The sequence below is a fragment of the Pseudomonas danubii genome, from assembly GCF_042980055.1.
Lineage (GTDB): Bacteria > Pseudomonadota > Gammaproteobacteria > Pseudomonadales > Pseudomonadaceae > Aquipseudomonas > Aquipseudomonas danubii.
Genome location: NZ_CP116502.1, coordinates 3402990 through 3419736, shown reverse-complemented (window position 1 = coordinate 3419736; position 16747 = coordinate 3402990). Strand labels below are relative to the sequence as shown.

The 16747-nt window shown below is 60.5% G+C and carries 14 protein-coding genes; 9 read left to right on the top strand and 5 right to left on the bottom strand.

Annotated elements, in window-relative coordinates; all coding sequences use genetic code 11:
• Positions 1 to 85 precede the first annotated feature (85 nt).
• The gene (locus tag PFZ56_RS15885; RefSeq protein ID WP_170002239.1) at positions 86 to 667 is read left to right on the top strand and encodes an SH3 domain-containing protein; all 582 of its coding nucleotides are present in this window, start codon (positions 86 to 88) and stop codon (positions 665 to 667) included.
• 62 nt (positions 668 to 729) lie between these two features.
• On the opposite strand, the gene PFZ56_RS15880 is transcribed toward PFZ56_RS15885, so the two are convergent.
• From PFZ56_RS15880 to PFZ56_RS15860, 5 genes are all read right to left on the bottom strand, one after another.
• Positions 730 to 2271 carry a nucleobase:cation symporter-2 family protein gene (locus PFZ56_RS15880; protein ID WP_102863693.1) on the bottom strand — a complete coding sequence of 514 codons (1542 nt, stop codon included), beginning with the start codon at positions 2269 to 2271 and terminating at the stop codon, positions 730 to 732.
• Positions 2272 to 2590: 319 nt separating this feature from the next.
• A complete protein-coding gene (locus PFZ56_RS15875) occupies positions 2591 to 3412 on the bottom strand; it encodes a hypothetical protein (protein ID WP_170002237.1) in 822 nt (273 codons plus the stop codon).
• Positions 3413 to 3529: 117 nt separating this feature from the next.
• The gene (locus PFZ56_RS15870; RefSeq protein WP_170002235.1) at positions 3530 to 4354 is read right to left on the bottom strand and encodes an arylamine N-acetyltransferase; all 825 of its coding nucleotides are present in this window, start codon (positions 4352 to 4354) and stop codon (positions 3530 to 3532) included.
• Between the two features lie 369 nt (positions 4355 to 4723).
• On the bottom strand, positions 4724 to 6295 hold the full coding sequence (locus PFZ56_RS15865) for a GGDEF domain-containing protein (protein WP_102863697.1): 1572 nt from the start codon (positions 6293 to 6295) through the stop codon (positions 4724 to 4726).
• A gap of 184 nt (positions 6296 to 6479) precedes the next feature.
• On the bottom strand, positions 6480 to 7340 hold the full coding sequence (locus PFZ56_RS15860; protein WP_170002233.1) for a LysR family transcriptional regulator: 861 nt from the start codon (positions 7338 to 7340) through the stop codon (positions 6480 to 6482).
• 99 nt (positions 7341 to 7439) lie between these two features.
• On the opposite strand from PFZ56_RS15860, the gene PFZ56_RS15855 reads away from it, so the two are divergent.
• The 8 genes from PFZ56_RS15855 to PFZ56_RS15820 all read left to right on the top strand — a co-directional run bounded on the left by PFZ56_RS15855 (position 7440) and on the right by PFZ56_RS15820 (position 16631).
• Positions 7440 to 8090, top strand: coding sequence for an FMN-dependent NADH-azoreductase (locus PFZ56_RS15855; RefSeq protein ID WP_170002231.1), 651 nt, complete (start codon positions 7440 to 7442; stop codon positions 8088 to 8090).
• A gap of 278 nt (positions 8091 to 8368) precedes the next feature.
• On the top strand, positions 8369 to 9184 hold the full coding sequence (locus tag PFZ56_RS15850) for an ABC transporter permease (protein ID WP_170002300.1): 816 nt from the start codon (positions 8369 to 8371) through the stop codon (positions 9182 to 9184).
• A complete protein-coding gene (locus PFZ56_RS15845; protein WP_110596793.1) occupies positions 9174 to 10448 on the top strand; it encodes an ABC transporter ATP-binding protein in 1275 nt (424 codons plus the stop codon). Before PFZ56_RS15850 ends, PFZ56_RS15845 begins: the two co-directional genes overlap by 11 nt.
• On the top strand, positions 10445 to 11821 hold the full coding sequence (locus tag PFZ56_RS15840; RefSeq protein ID WP_170002229.1) for a polysaccharide pyruvyl transferase family protein: 1377 nt from the start codon (positions 10445 to 10447) through the stop codon (positions 11819 to 11821). The genes PFZ56_RS15845 and PFZ56_RS15840 overlap by 4 nt, the downstream gene beginning before the upstream one ends.
• Before the next feature lie 5 nt (positions 11822 to 11826).
• Positions 11827 to 12519 (top strand): 2OG-Fe(II) oxygenase family protein, encoded by a 693-nt coding sequence (locus PFZ56_RS15835; protein WP_110596791.1) that lies wholly within the window; start codon positions 11827 to 11829, stop codon positions 12517 to 12519.
• A gap of 158 nt (positions 12520 to 12677) precedes the next feature.
• A complete protein-coding gene (locus PFZ56_RS15830) occupies positions 12678 to 14651 on the top strand; it encodes a glycosyltransferase (RefSeq protein WP_262379471.1) in 1974 nt (657 codons plus the stop codon).
• Positions 14648 to 15748, top strand: a complete 1101-nt coding sequence (locus PFZ56_RS15825; RefSeq protein ID WP_170002225.1) for a hypothetical protein — start codon at positions 14648 to 14650, stop codon at positions 15746 to 15748. The genes PFZ56_RS15830 and PFZ56_RS15825 overlap by 4 nt, the downstream gene beginning before the upstream one ends.
• Positions 15732 to 16631: a glycosyltransferase family 2 protein gene (locus PFZ56_RS15820; RefSeq protein WP_170002223.1), complete on the top strand. Its 900-nt coding sequence runs from the start codon at positions 15732 to 15734 to the stop codon at positions 16629 to 16631. Before PFZ56_RS15825 ends, PFZ56_RS15820 begins: the two co-directional genes overlap by 17 nt.
• Positions 16632 to 16747 lie beyond the last annotated feature (116 nt).

Genomic DNA, 16747 nt, shown 5'->3' with positions numbered 1-16747 from the left:
ACAAAGAGGCGGCCTGGAAACATTCACAGGCCGCCTCGTTGTCATTACCATCGCGCCATCCGAATCCCTTGATGAAAACTGTGCAATGAACCGACCTCTGTGCCTCCTGTCCCTGTGGGGGCTGTTGTCTCTGTTACCGCTACAGGCCCTGGCCGCCTCCACGGTGGATTGCGCCACCCTGAGCGACAACGCTTCCCTGGAAGCCGGCGAGTACCGGCCGCCCCTGGAAGCCAAGGTCATAGGCCAAGGACGGTTGCACTTTCACAGTGGGCCGAATGCCGCCTGCGTGAACCAGAAGCTCTATGTGATTCCGGGCGACGGCCTGACCGTGTACGCCTCCAGCGACAGCGGCTGGGCCCAAGTCATGTACATCGCCAAAAACGGTGAGGACTACAGTGGCTGGGTCGAGGAAAAACGCCTGCAACTGGGCGATCACTACGGCGGCCCACAGTTGCCGGCCGAGGTCACGACCTTTATCCAGCGTCACGAAGATTGCCAGCACTTTGCCGGCGAGGAGGCGTATGACGAGGAGCGTCGGGCCGAATTGGAGAAAGCCGTTAACGACGTCTGTATCGGCCATGATCGCCAGCTCGCAACCTTGCGCGGGCAGTACAAGGACAATCCCGAGGCCTTGCAAGCCCTGGAGCCCTTGGACAACCTCGAATAATGACTCACCCATAAAAAACGGCGCCTTCAGGGCGCCGTTTTTTAATGTCGCAATGATTGCACTCAGTGCGTGGTTTGCGCACTGCCTCGAGCATGGCTCGGTGCCGAGCCGTCCCCAAGCGGATTCGACGACTGTCCCGAAACCTCAGCTACCAGCGGCACTTCATTGCCTTCGGCATCGTGCAGCTTGCCACCGCTGAAGTAGTCCCCCTCACGCAGTACGGCAATGTCTTGGAAACGCAGGCTGCGCTCGGTGCCAGCGACGAACACCGACTGCTGGTCCGAGTTGCCTGCGGTGAAATGGTTGAACGCCAGGTTCAGCAGGATCGCCATGATCGCCGACGAGCTGATGCCCGAGTGGAAGATCGTCGCAAACCAGCTGGGGAAGTGATCGTAGAAGCTCGGCGCAGCGATCGGGATCATGCCGAAGCCGATGGAGGTCGCGACGATGATCAGGTTCATGTTGTTGCGGTAGTCGACCTTGGACAGGGTACGAATGCCACTGGCCGCCACGGTGCCAAACAGCACGATACCGGCACCGCCCAGCACCGAGGTGGGCACCGCCGCAATCACCCGCCCCATGAAGGGCAGCAAGCCGAGGACTACCAGAAACACGCCGCCGGTAGCCACTACAAAACGGCTCTTGATCCCGGTGACTGCCACCAGCCCGACGTTCTGGGCAAAAGCACTCTGAGTGAAGGAACCGAAGATCGGCGCGATCATGCTCGACAGCATATCGGCACGCAGCCCATCCCCCAGGCGCTTGGAGTCGACCTTGGTGTGGATGATTTCACCCACCGCGAGGATGTCCGCCGAGGTTTCCACCAGGGTCACCATGACCACGATGCACATCGACAGGATCGCTGCGACATGGAAAGTCGGCATCCCGAAGTGGAACGGCGTGGGCAGGCCAAACATCGGCCCCTGAGTGACACCGGAAAAATCCGCCATGCCCAGGAACACCGCGATCACCGTACCGATGACCATGGCAAGGAGAATCGACAGCCGGGAAATCGCCGCGCTGCCGATCTTGCTCAGTAGCAGCACCAGCACCAGGGTGAGGGCCGCCAGACCGATGTTCGACATGCTGCCAAAATCCGCCGCGCGGCTATTTCCGCCCATGGCCCAGCGCGCCGCCACAGGCATCAGCGTCAAGCCGATGGTGGTGATGACAATTCCGGTGACCAGCGGGGGAAAGAACTTGGTAATGCGAGAGAACACCGGCGTAATCAGCAGGCCGATCAGCGAAGCTGCAATCACCGCCCCCAGAATTGACTGGAAGCCGCCCTCGCCGCTGCTGGTGACAATCGCCACCATGGTCGATACGCCCGCAAAGGACACCCCTTGAACCAACGGCAGCTTGCAGCCGAAAAACGGCACGCCGAGCGTTTGCAGCAAGGTTGCCAGCCCCCCTGCAAACAACGAAGCGGCGATCAGCAGGCCGATCTCCGCTGGCGACAGACCGGCCGCCTGGCCGACGATCAGTGGCACCGCAACGATACCGCCATACATGGTCAGAACGTGTTGCAGGCCATAAGCCATATTCGCGGCAATACCCAAATTTTCATCTTCGGGACGTTGCTGTGAAACCTGGGGCGTATTCATGGTGTGGGGTTCCCTGTTTTTGTTATGCGCACACTGTATGCAACAACAAAGACAACTGTCCATAGGATTGTATACAGTTTATCGGTCAATCTTCGGGCACTTCCCCCTGCTGATTCACCGATAAAAAGCCCCGCCCAGGTCGTACGGATCACCCTTTTCCAGCCTGAATGGCCGCCCCAGAGCCACCGCCCCACATCGGGCCGGCAGGACCTGTGCAGCAAGCCGACATCCTTGGCCCCAACCCCACCCGCTGAAACACAACGCAAAAAAAGGCCGATCCATTGGCTGGATCGGCCCTTGCTGCACACAAAAAGACCAATCAGTTGGCCGGTACGCGGATCTTGTACACATTGGGGGCGACACGAATCCACTGATCGCTGACCAGCGGATAGACCCGGGTCCGCGCCGACAAACGCAACAGCTGCGAGTTGATGTTGGCCAGGGTCTTCACGTTGCCGTCACGCTGATAGCTGAGCATGTTGTCGCGCACATTGATGATGGTGTTCCAGGTGTCCTTGTTATTGATGATGTACTGGGCATTGGTTTCGAATTGCTCACCCGGATCATCATTGCGGCCGTTCGGACCGAGAAACAGGTTCCAGGGCATCCAGGTGTAGAAGCCATGGAAGGTGTCCCAACCCAGGGGCCGTGGCGGCACGCCCGCATTGGCCCGCACCACGCCCCGACCGATCTCCTCGAGCAACGTCTTGGCCTGGTCATAATCCGCCGCCACCGGCGCAGTGACGTTGACTCGATTGTCCTGGCCATAGCTGAGGAAACGTGCGCCAAAGCCGTCCCAGAAACCCTTCAGCTCCTTCAAGTGCCCACGCTGCACCACGGACATGTAGAAATCCCGCAATTGGTTGTAGGCAATGATGTGGTGTCGACTCACCGGCACCGTGAACGCCGGCCCGACTCCGGACGTCTTGAGATCGGCACTGTAGTTGTCGGACGGTGGATAGGGCGACCCGGCCCGGGCGTCCATGCTCAGGTTGTAGTTGCCGTCGGGGTTGGGGACCGCGAAGCTGCTGGTGGAACACAGGCTGACCACTGCCAGCAGCGCAGCGAACAGCCCCTGCCTGAAACGCCTCAGCGGTGTTGCGGTACTGCCGGACACCGTGGATCGATGTATTTTCTGCATGATTCTCTCCATAGAAAATTGCCGGTTTGCCGGTGGATTCTATGGAGCGCCAGCTTGGGAATTTAATCGGGAAGTGCTTCCGTATTCGGCTCCCGCTCCCGGTGCGACAGGTGGTGATCAGGCCTCCAGCAAGCGCTCGAGCACTCTCGACAACTCGGGATGCTCCGGCAGACGCAAGGCAAACTCGTCCTGCAACAACTGCATCAGCTCCCCCGCATTAGTGATCTGCCGCCGCTCGCTGGGCTGCCCCACGCGATGCAAAGCGTAGCTGCCGTTGTTCAGGGTTCGGCGCACCCCCGACCCTATCAGCGCCACCTTCAACTGACCGAGGAAAGGCGAGTCACGGTGAGTCGATACGTACCAGTTGCCCATTTCGTAGTCCACATCGCCCTGTATCTGCAGATCAAAGACGTACAGGGCCCGCCACTCATCCATGACCTTGGCGCGCAGGGTGTAGCTACCGTCTCGCTCGGTAATGCGATAGGGCTCGTGGGGTGTTGCCTGCTCTGCTTCGGTATCGAGCAGCAAGGGCGCAGTGGGCACCATGCCGCCGAAGCCGACATCGGCGATGTAGCGCTGCCCGTCCAGGTGCAACAGCGTCAACCTGTGACTGCGCGCGGTGAGCGCATCCTCCGGGCCTCCCATGACCACCCGCCCGGTAATGCCACGCGCCTCATAGCCCAGATGCTGCAACAGCACCAGGAACGTCTGATTGAGTTCATAGCAATAGCCACCGCGCCCCTCTTGCAGAATCTTGCGTTCCACCGTGCCCAGGTCGATGGGCACCGGCAGGCGCAACAAGGTAGAAAGGCTTTCGAAGGCAAACTCGCAGACATGTCGCCATTGCAGTTCTCGCAGCGTTTCCAGGGTCGGCGGCGGCGCGCTGTGGTAACCCAGTCGGCGCAAATAGAGGTCAATGTTCATCAGGTGCGGCTGGCTCATGCACAAATCCTTGAAATGAGTGTCGCGCAGGGCTCCGGAGATTCTTGTGCCGATCCGCTTGTCCAGCACCGGTCCCTGCCAGGTCAACGATAGGTATAAGCCAGAAACGGGGCATTCCAACAATCGATTCGGCTGATATTTTTTATCGCATTGGCCCGGGATTGGCGCTTGCCAAGAGCTGACGGTGATTCTGTAGTAGCCACCGCCCTAGCGGCCTCGCCCAGGCGCGGCGAGCGTCCTGCCTGTGGCTCAAAAATCATTCGGCACGGGCCTTCTACCGGGCCCAGGGATATGACGCCGCAGGCACCACCTATGAGCTTGGTGGCAATACATACGCCAATCAGATCTTCTGCAAAGCCTGACAATGACTCAACGGTCGGAGCGCTGCAGCAGATCCTCAGCGCTCTCCACCGCCAGGGCCATCACCCGATTGCGCCCCGTGGCCTTGGCCTGATACAGCGCTGCATCCGCCCGTTCAATGAAGACTTCGATGCTGTCGCGCCCCGTAGGAACGAAGGAGTAACAGCCCAGACTGATGGTCACGCGTCCCACTGGAGAACCGGAATGGCTGATGTTGCGCTCCATGACGCTCTGGCGAATCTGCTCGGCCATGGCCAGGGCACCGTGGATATCGGTATCGGGTAGCAGCACCGCGAACTCTTCCCCGCCATAACGCACGGCCAGGTCGGTCTTGCGATGACAACACCCTTTCAGGGCCTGGGCCACCTCTGCCAGACAATGATCGCCGGCCACATGGCCGTAGGTATCGTTGTAACGCTTGAAGTAATCGATGTCGGCAATGATCAGGCTCAGCGGCGTGCTCTGCCGCGCCCCGCGACCGAACTCGATCTCCAGGGAGCGCTCGAACAGCCGCCGATTGCCCAAACCGGTCAGGCTGTCATGGGTGGCAATCACCTCCAACGCCTCCTGGGCCTTGCGCAGATCGGTTTCGATCCGCTCGTTGTTGCGCACCTGGCTCACAAACACCCAGCCGAACAGCCCCACTCCCAGCAGCACCAGGGCAACGATGGCCGTGGATTGATAGGCCGAGGCGTACCAGCCCTTGAGAATCGAGTCCTTGGAGTTGGCCGCCGCCACCACCAGCGGATACGCCTGCAACTGGCGATAGCCATACAAGCGCGTCACCCCATCCACGATCGAGGTGATCATGGCGTTGCCGGAGGTGGCCTCAGGCAGGTACTTGCTGAAAATCTCGCCACGGGACAGGGAGGCCCCCACTTGCCGCTCCTCGAATGGCCGCCGCGCGATCAGGGTGCCATCGGACAGGGCGAGAAACATCACGCCCTGCTCATCGATATTGAAGCTTTTGAAGAATTGATCGAAGTAAGCCAGCTTGATGCCGGCCATCAGCACGCCCTGGAAGTTCCCGTTCTGGTCATTGATCCGCCGCGAAATGGGAATGATCCACTCGCCGTTGGCGCGACTGCGAATCGCCGGACTGATATGGGCCTGCAGCGAAGCGTTCTGCTGGTGGAACCTGAAGTAGTCACGATCTGCCACGTCCTTGCCATGAGGCGAATCGTTAAAGGAACTGACCACCCACTGGCCTTGCTTGTCATAGAGAAACACTCCGCTGAGTTGCACCAGGGCCTGTACCCGTCGAGCAAAGATCTGTTGCAGGCGCAGCCGCTGCACGGGGCCCTCGCCGATGGCCTGGATCCACTCGGACAGGCTCATCAGCACCAGGTCGGCCTCCATGAAGGTGTCCTCCGCCTGCTGGGCAATGGCCCGAGTCAGGTTGGTGGAGTTGACCTCTGCCTGCGCCAGGTCATGGCGCCAGGACTGCTCTAGCTGGAGGTAAAGCAAACCGCACAGGCACAGGAACACCGTGGCGATAAAGGCCACCGCGGCCTTGAGCAGCGGCAAGCGTTTCAAGGTGCCACCCGGGGCGTGTTGAGCGTCGTAAATGGGGACAGGCAAAAGGGGCGTCCTGACGGGAAAAGCCTGAACTACGCGGCAGATCCCTGATTGTTTTCGAGACCGGTTCACTGACCAGCATCCTGTAAAACATCGGCTCCATGGCGTTCAAACACAGGCCAGGGGCCGCTCACAACCGCATCCGATCTAGCCCCTTGCAGGGGTTATCGGCCGCAGAGGACGATGCCTAAAGCGCGGATCGTCGGCTGGAACAATATTCGACGATGACCTGAGTCAGTGTCGCCACAACGGCCGGGTCCGCGTCGGACGCAGTAAACAGCCGGAACTGGGCCTGAGGCAACTCCGGCAAACCGTATTCCGCCCCCAGTGCACACAGCCCTGCTCCCAACTGACTGACCGCCATGGGCGCCACGGCGAAGCCCGACAGCACTGCGGCACGCAAGGCCCCATTGCTGCTGCAGAGCATGGCCGTACGCTGAGCAATGCCGGCTTTGGCCAACAGCCCCAGGGCCACCGCCCGATAAGGACAAGGCTCAGGAAACAGCGCCAGGGGCAAAGGCTCGGGCAAGGGTGCCACTGATTGTGGCAGCCCGGCCCAGACCAGGGGTTCGGACCAGAGCAACCGGCCTGGCGCTGCTGTTTCGCACAAGGACCCCACCACCAGTTGCAAACTGCCCTGAGCCAGAAGATCCAGGAGGGTACCGGGGATGCTCACCTGCACATCGAGCTGGATACCCGGGAACTGCCCGGCAAAATCCAGAAGCGCACGCAACAGACGGGGCTCGGCAAAATCCTCCGCCAATCCAATCCCCACACGCCCATGGAACGGCACCCGGGTCAACTCGGTCCAGGCGTCGCGATTCAACGCCAGAATGGCTCGGGCGTAGGCCATCAGCCGCTCGCCATCGGCTGTCAGTTGCTGTGAGCGGGTGGTGCGTTGCAGCAACGGCTTGCCGACCTGCTGTTCCAGGCGCCGCAGATGGCCGCTGACCGCCGACTGGGTCAAGTGCAGTTTTTGTGCTGCACGACTGAACCCCTGTTCATCGACAACAGCGACAAAGGTACGGAGCAGCAAGGCATCGAACATATTTCACATCGCAATTAATAAGCCTTAGATCGACAATTTATATTTACAAACAAGCTATGTTGCAATAGCGGTCATCCCTGTCCACCAAGAGATTCGTTCATGACCCGGCTCCTGCACATCCAATGCTCGCCTCGCTTACGTCGCTCCGCCTCCCTGGAAATCGCCCGCAGTTTTATCCAGCGCTATCAACAACAGGTTCCCGACACTCAAGTCAGCACCCTGGACCTTTGGAGCCTGGAACTGCCGGAGCTCGATCAGACTGCAATGGACGCCAAGTACGCCCGACTCGGTGGCCAGCCGTTGAACGCTGGCGAACAAAGCGCCTGGGACCGACTCCAGGAACTCGCCGTGCCCCTGCATCAGGCCGACCTGTTGGTGCTCTCCGTGCCGCTGTGGAATTTCAGCATTCCCTACAAGCTCAAGCATTTCATTGACCTGGTATCGCACCAGGGAATCCTCTTCAGCTTCGACCCCGAGCACGGGCTGCAGGGCCTGTTGCGCGAAAAGACAGCGGTGGTGAGCTACGCCCGCGGGCTGGATTTTTCAGCCCAGTCGAACACTCCGGCCCAAGCGTTCGATTTCCAGAAACCCTACATCGAGGCCTGGCTGAACTTCATCGGCATTGCCGACCAGCACTCGCTGGTGGTGGAGAAAACCATTCTCGGGCCAGACATCGACCAGGCCTCCCGGCAAGCGACCGTGCGCCAGGCACACGGCCTGGCCGAGCAACTGGCAGCGCGCCGCCCCTAGTACTCGAAAAAGACCGGTGGAGCGACTGACAGTTTCCGCCGGTCTGCAACCTTCCACAGTTCCCCAGGCGAAACTCCCACCACCTCGCCACCTTTTATCAACAGACCTGCACTGATCGGCACGAATCATCAAAAAGCTCACAAAAACGCCGTCGGTCCATGCATTTTTGGTCTATACACAACTCATAAGAATCTTCGATGCAAACCACCGTCCCGCTCCTCTGTACTTTCAGGTCGTGCGTATGGCGGTGTTGGAAGTTGATCACCAAGGAGTGGATGTTGATTGGGGGTAACACGCTTAACCGTTTCACGTTCATGCGCTGGCGCCATCGGGAACTGCTATTGGCGCTGATCGAGCGTGAGGTCACAGGCCGCTATCGCGGATCGATCGCCGGTCTGCTCTGGTCCTTCCTCAACCCCCTGCTCATGCTGCTGGTATACACCTTCGTTTTCAGCGTGGTGTTCAAGGTGCGCTGGGACACCGGCAGCGACTCGAAAAGCCAATTCGCCTTGCTGGTATTCACCGGCATGATGGTCTTCAACCTGTTTTCAGAATGCATCAGCCGTGCTCCGGGCCTGATCCCGAGCAACGCCAACTACGTGAAGAAAGTCGTGTTCCCCCTGGACCTCCTGCCCGGCGTGATACTCGGGGCCGTGCTGTTCCATACCCTGGTGAGTTTCATCGTCTGGCTGATCTTTCATCTACTGGTCTTCGGCCTGCCACCGTTCACCACCTTGCTGTTTCCCCTGGTACTGCTGCCGCTGGTGCTGTTCACGCTTGGGCTGTCATGGTTCCTGGCGTCCCTGGGGGTCTACCTGCGGGACATCGGCCAGGTCATTGGAGTGCTAATGTCGGCCCTGATGCTGCTGTCCGCAGTGTTCTATCCCGTGAGCGCACTGCCGACTGCCTATCAGCACTGGCTCTATCTGAACCCCCTGACCCTGGTCATCGAGTCATCCCGCGACGTGCTGATCTGGGGCGTCGTCCCCGATATCAGCCTATGGCTGGGCCAACTGGTGGGTGCCAGCGTTGTGGCTTTTCTCGGACACGCGTGGTTCGAGAAGACCCGCCAGGGGTTTGCCGATGTGCTCTGATCCTGTGATCAAGACCCAGGGCCTGGGCAAGTGCTATCAGATCTACGACCAGCCTCGGGATCGCTTGCTGCAATTGCTGCTGCCTCGCGGTAAACCGCGCTATCGCGAGTTCTGGGCATTGAAAGAGGTCTCCCTGGAGATTCGCAAAGGCGAAGCCCTGGGCATCATCGGACGCAACGGCAGCGGCAAATCGACCTTGCTGCAACTGATTTGCGGCACCACGGGTGCCTCTTGCGGCAGCCTGACCCGCCACGGCCGGATCGCTGCCTTGCTGGAGCTGGGTTCGGGATTCAATCCGCAGTTCACCGGCCGCGAGAACGTCTACCTCAACGGTGCGGTGCTGGGGCTCAAGCGCGCGGAAATCGAAGCGCGCTTCGACGAAATCGCCGCGTTCGCCAATATTGGTGAGTTCATCGACCAGCCCACCAGGACCTATTCCAGCGGCATGCTGGTACGCCTGGCCTTTGCCGTCTCGGTGTGCGTGGAGCCGGACATCCTGATTGTCGATGAAGCCCTGGCCGTGGGCGACGCTTCCTTTCAGTTCAAGTGCCTGGAGCGACTCGATCGCCTGACACGACAAGGCATGACCCTGCTGTTCGTGTCTCACGACATGAGCCTGATCAAGCGCTTCTGCAACCGCGCCCTGTATCTGCGTAACGGCGAAATCCGCGCCAGCGGCGCGCCGGAAGCGATGGCCGAGCTCTACCTGCTGGACATGCGCGACGAACAGCGGCGCTGGGCCAGCGCCGGAGCCATCCAGGTCACGGTCAAGACAGCGCTCAACCCGGAACACGGCATGGCTTTTGGCACCGATGAAGGACGCATCACTTCGGCGGTCTTCAGCAACACCGGAGCGCTGTACTCGAGCTTTGTCCATGGCGACAGCATCGAGATCGCCATCGACACGCTCGTCAGCGACGCCGTCACCCGCCCCAACATCAGCCTGACCATCCAGGAGGCCAGGCTGCTGGTGATCAGCGGAGTCAATGCGTCCCTGCAAAGCGGCGCATCCGAGAATGGCTGGCGCCGCGCTTCGATCCGCCTGCAGTTCGCGGCCAACCTGGCTGCCGGGCGCTACCACATCACCCTCAAGCTGATGGATGGCGAGACCGAAGAAACCTCACAACTGATTGAAAAGCAGGTCGCCCTGCTGGCCTTCGACATTCTGCCGGGCAACAAGCACTTCCTGGGAATCGTCGATTTGCACATCAAGCCCGTCACCCGTGAAGGACAAACAACCAGGGCGACCGAGGAACACTCATGAAGGACAAGGAGTGGCAGGTAGCGATCTTCGGTACCTTTGACGTGGCCAACTACGGCGATCTGCTGTTTCCCCTGATCGCCGCCGCCGAGTTGCAGGCGCGCCTGGGCACTGTGCACCTGCATGCCTTCTCCTATAACACCCGCACGACACCACAATGGCCCTACAACGTCACCTCGGTCAGCGAACTGCCCAGGTTGATCGAGACCCTGGACGGGGTACTGATTGGAGGCGGTTTCATCATCCGCTTCGACAAAGTGGTGGCCCCGGGGTACTACCCGCCAGACCCGCAGATCCACCATCCCACGGGTTATTGGCTGTCCCCCGCACTGATTGCCCTGCAGCATGACGTACCGCTGATCTGGAATGCCCCGGGCATGCACTGCAACAACGTACCGACCTGGGCAGTCCCTCTGGTCAAACTGGCCCTGGAACTCAGCCCCCATGTACAAGTACGGGACACCTTGTCTCAAGACACCCTGTCGGCGCTGAGCGATCAGGCCCGAGTCGAGGTGCTGCCGGACACCGCATTCGGCCTGCCCAACCTGATCGACCTGCAGCAGCCCTCCGTGGAATACCGCCAACTCTGTGAACAGGCTGGCCTGAACGAGCCCTACCTGGTGGTGCATGCGATTGCCGGCCTGGAGGGGTTCCTGCAGTTATGGAAAACCCACAACCCGCTCTTTGCAAAGTGGCAGCTGCTGTTGCTGCCCATCGGTCCGGTACTGGGAGATCACGAATCGATTCTTGGCGACGACCTGCCAAGGGCCGTACGCCTGCCTACCTGGCCAGCACCGCTGCTGCTGGCCGAGATCCTCGGCCACGCCCAAGGCGTGATCGGCCACAGTTACCACCTGGCGATTACCGCCCTGGCCTTCGGTGTGCCCCTCTTCAGCTCGGCCCGCCTGGACCTGGGCAAGTACACCGCCCTGCAGGACTACGAGGGAATCCACCCCCTGCACGCTGTGCAAGAGATAGATCCCCAGTGGTTCCTGGAGCGCCTTGTACGGCGTGCCCCCTGCGCCCGACTGGTCGATGCCCGAGAGCAATTGCAGCGCCATTGGGATCGAGTGGCCGAACTCATCAGCCAGGGCCGCCGCCCCACCCGCCAGTCAATCGACCGACTCTGGCAAGCACTGCCTGGACTACTGGAAGAAACCCGCCTGGACTGGCGTGAGGAATGCCTGGAAAAACAGGCTGAGCTGGAGGCACTGCATAAGCAAATGGAGCAATTGAAACAACAACAGCGGCAGCAACAGGAACTCATGGGACACGCCTGCGGCGAACTCGACCGGGTGTATCGCTCCAGCTCCTTTCGCATCACTGCGCCACTGCGTTCCCTTCGACGCCGTTTCAACCATCTACTGGGAAGATGAACAGGATGCTAGATCTGACGAGGCTCACCAAACAGCCACTGCACAACCAACCTTTCCGCTGGGGCCAGATCGATGGCCTGTACACAGCGCAAGACGCCGCGGCGTTGGCAGCGACCTACCCCCATGACGCCTTCAAGCGAGTGTATGGATATGGCGGAGAAAAAGACTATGAGTACCAGGCGCGGCAATTGGTGGAAATGGGGACTGGGCGCATCGTCCACCCCGAAGGCCTGAGCCCCGTATGGCTGGCACTCGCGACAGAACTGAGCTCTGCGGCCTATCGCCTGGCGATGTCGACACTGACCGACCTGGACCTGCGCACAGCCCCCATGGAAATCAATGTATTCCACTACGGGCCGCAGGCCTGCCTGGGCCCTCATCCCGACCTCAGCGACAAGCTGGTGACCCATATCCTGTATTTCAACGAATCCTGGAACATCAACGAGGGTGGCTGCCTGAACATCCTCGGCTCTGCGGATCCAACAGATGTGGTAGCAGTGATCCCGCCTCTGGTCGGTAACTCTGCCGTCCTGGTGCGTGCCGAGCATTCATGGCACGCCGTATCACAGGTAGTGGACAACTGCCGGACCTCGCGCCGCAGCATGACCGTGACCTTCTACCGTACCGGCTCTCTGAGTTCGATGTGGCCGGCCGCAGACCAGACTCCACTGCATGACTATGAAGGGCCTCATGACTAAGCCGTACGTAAACATGACTGGAAGCGTCATAGCCCTAAGGGAAACCGGGAATGCCACGGCCTGACCCCAAAGCACTACTCAGGCAACTGCGCAACACCTATCGGAGACTGCCACTGCCGAATCTTCTGCGCGTCCTATTGGGTCGAATTTATCGCCAAATGACATCCGTACGACGAGCCCTGCACCGCGACGTAATAGCCGACAGTCTGTTTCAACCTCCACTTTGCAACTTGCAGGAGCCGCTGGAGAATGCGCCCGACTACGTATTCTGGGGCGTCATCGACTGGGATTTTCGACACCAGCGCCCGCAACAGCTGGCCGAGCAGTTGAGCCTTGACGGACGCCGCGTGTTCTACATCTCGGCCGCTCTGGAGGATGACCCTCGCGACGGTTTTACACTGCGCCCTCTTGATGAAACGGGGCGCCTGTTCGAAGTCCGGCTCTTTGCCCACACTGCGCCGATCATTTACCACGCAGTACCGGATGAAACCTTGATCTGGCAGTTACGGCGCAGCATCGGTGAACTCCTGAGTTGGGCGAATTCGCCCCAGGTGGTATCGCTGATCCAGCACCCGTTCTGGGCTCCCGTGGCGGGAGTGCTGCCCAACAGTCGTGTGGTCTATGACTGCATGGATCACCATCAGGGATTTGGCAACAACGCCGCGCAGTTGCAACAACTGGAGTGCCGCCTGATCCGCGAAGCCGATGTGGTGCTGTTTGCCTCGGCATGGCTTGAACAACATTGGCACCCGCAAAGGCCAAGGACAGCTGCGCAGCAGCGAGCGATCCTGCGCAACGCTGCCGACTTCGACTACTTCTCAACACCCACGGAACGCCGCTATCAAGATCCGCAAAAACGTCCCGTGATAGGCTACTACGGGGCGTTAGCCCATTGGTTCGACGTTGACCTGGTGTCTGCCATAGCCAGCGCCTTTGCCCACTGCACCGTGCTGCTGATTGGCGCAGATACCGCAGGTATCGGCGCGCGCCTGCGGGGCCACGCCAATATCAAGCTCACGGGCGAGATTCCTTATGCGCAGCTGTCCGCCTACCTGCAGGCTTTCGACGTCTGCATCCTGCCGTTCCGCATCGAACCGCTAACCCTGGCCACCAACCCGGTCAAGGTCTACGAGTACCTGAGCGCCGGTAAACCGGTGGTGGCGGTGGATCTCCCTGAATTGCACGAATTCAAGCAACAGGTCGCCATCGCCGAGGACACGCCCGCTTTTATCAATGCCATCGCCCGGGCGTTGCAGGAACCTGGATGCAGCGCTGCTTCTCGCCAACGCCAGGCCTTCGCCGCGCAGCAAACCTGGCAACACCGGGTACAGGCCCTGCTTAACCTGACAGAGAATGTTGCCTCTCAACCGCTGGTGAGCGTGATAGTGGTGACCTACAACAACCTGGCCTTCACTCGGGACTGCCTGGCGAGCCTGGCTGCCGATTCCCTGAGCGAGCCACTGGAAATCATCGTCGTGGACAACGCCTCCACCGATGGCAGCGTCGAGTTCCTCCAGCGCTGGTCAGCGAGCAGCGGACACTCGCTGATTCTCAACAACAGCAATCGGGGTTTTGCCGCCGCCAACAATCAGGGCCTGGCCCTGGCCAAGGGCGAGTTCCTGGCACTGCTCAACAATGACACCCAGGTCACCAGCGGCTGGGCACAAACCCTACGCCGCCACCTGCAGCGCGACCCGGGGCTCGGTCTGATCGGACCGGTGACCAACAACATCGGCAATGAAGCGAAGATCGACATCCGCTATCAGGACTCACGGGAAATGGCCGTCCGTGCCCGCCAATACACCTGGCGCCACGCCGGCCTGAGTGTGCCTTGCGCCACCCTCGGTTTCTTCGCGGTGATGATGTCCAGGTCAACCTATCAGCGCATAGGCCCCCTGGACGAAGCCTTCGGGCTGGGCTTTTTCGAGGACGACGATTACTGCCGCCGTGTCGAGCAAGCCGGCTTGTCCTGTGCCTTCGCCGAAGACGTGTTCATTCATCACCACCTGTCCGCCTCCTTCGAACTGATGCCCGGAAGCCAGCGCCAGCAACTGTTCAACCGCAACAAGGCTTTCTACGAAGCCAAATGGAACCGCCCATGGGTCCCGCACACCTCCAGGGAGGAGCCATGAAACTGGTCTATCTGTCGCCTGTCAGTTGGCACAGTTTCGCCCAACGGCCCCAGGAACTGGTTCGACAGTTCCACGCCAGCACCCGGGCTCCGGTGCTGTGGATCGAACCCTACCCCACTCGCCTCCCGGTGCCCCGCGACCTGCTGCAGCACTCCCCAGCCCCTCACAGCGAACCGGTGCCCGACTGGTTGACCCTGATCCGTCCCCGAGCCCTGCCGATAGAGCCCTTGCCCGGTTCGGGGTGGTTGAATCGACTGTTCTGGGGGCGCCTGATGCAGCAGGTCAGGCACTTCGCTCAGGGACCGACCCAGCTAGGCATCGGCAAGCCCTCGCGACTGGCCCTGCAATTGCTGCGCGAGCCGCTCTTCGTCGGCAGTTTCTATGACGTGATGGACAACGTGCCGGCTTTCTATAGCGGCTGGTCCCGGCGCGCCATGCAGCAACGCCAGCGCGAAACGGCCAGAGCCGTGACCACCGCCCTGACCTCCTGCTCGAACCTGCAGCACTATTGGTTGCAGCAGCAGGTCAATGCACGCCTGCTACTCAATGGCTGTGCCAGCGAACGGTTGCCCTCCCTGCCACTGTGCCGATCCACAGCACATGCCACGCGCCCCGTATTCGGCTACATCGGCACCCTCGCCAAGTGGTTCGACTGGGACTTCATCCTCGCCCTGGCCCATGCCTTCCCGGAAGCCGAGGTGCGCTTGATAGGCCCGCAACACGGCACCTCGCCTCCGGCCCTAGCCGCCAACATCCGCTGCTTACCGGCACTGTCGCACCCAGCCGCACTGGCGGCGATGAGCGAATTCGACGTCGGGCTGATTCCGTTCAAGAGAAACGACATCACCCGTTTTGTCGATCCGATCAAGTTCTACGAATACCGGGCCCTGGGCCTGCCGGTGGTCAGCACCGACTTTGGCGAAATGAGTGTTCGCCGTCACACACCGGGAGTTTTTCTCAGCGATACCGCCGCGGACATTCCCCAAGTGATGCGCCAAGCCCTGGCGTTCAGCGAGCCGCTGGCGAATACCCTGCAGTTCCGCGAGGCCAACTCTTGGACGAAACGTTTCGAGGTGGCCCATGCCGCAATCCTGTGACGTGGTGGTGGTCAACTACAACGCTGGCCTTCTGCTGGAAGAGTGTGTCGCCTCAGTGCTGGCACAGGGTGTCGGCAGACTGGTATTGGTGGACAACGCCTCCCACGACGACAGCCTGCAACAGGTGCTGACCCGCTACGGTGCCGACAAACGCCTGAGTATCCTGCGCAACCCGAGCAACACTGGCTTTGCCGCTGCCTGCAACCTTGGCGCCACACAGTGCACGCAGCCCCATATCCTGTTCCTGAACCCCGACACCGTGCTGCAACCCGGGGCGCTCCAAGGACTGATCGGCGCCTTGTGCCACTCCAAAGACCTGGGCATGGCAGGTGGCTTGCTGTGCAATTTCGACGGCAGCGAGCAGCCCGGTGGTCGCCGAGTCTTTCCGACCCCACGCCGAGCGGTGGTTCGCGCCCTCAACCTCTCGGGTCTGGCCTGGCTGTCACCCCGCTTGTTTTCCGACTTTCTCCTGCACCGCGAGCCCCTGCCGACTCGACCAACCAACGTCGAAGCCATTTCCGGCGCCTGCATGCTGGTCAAACGCGAAGCCCTGGACAGCGTCGGCGGCTGGGACGAAGGCTATTTCCTACACTGCGAAGACCTGGACCTGTGCATGCGTTTTCGCCATGAGGGCTGGAAAGTCTGCTTCGTGCCCCAAGCAAAAATCTTTCACGCCTGGGGCGCCTGCAGCCGCTCACGCCCGTTGTTCGTCGAATGGCATAAACATCGAGGCATGATCCGCTTCTATGGCAAGTTCTTTCGTGATGATTATCCGAAGGTTCTTTCCTGGTGCATTTGCGCGGGGGTATGGCTGAGGTTCGGCGCAATGGTGGGGTACTACTCTGCGGTGCGGTTGAGGCAGATAGTCGGCGTAACTCGATGACTCACCAATCGTCCCCCGTCCATCCCGGGGACAAACAAATTGCCCCTGCGCTTTCCTGATAAACTCCGCGCTATCAGATCTTTTGTTCACGATGCGAAGAAGCTTGCTTCATTTGC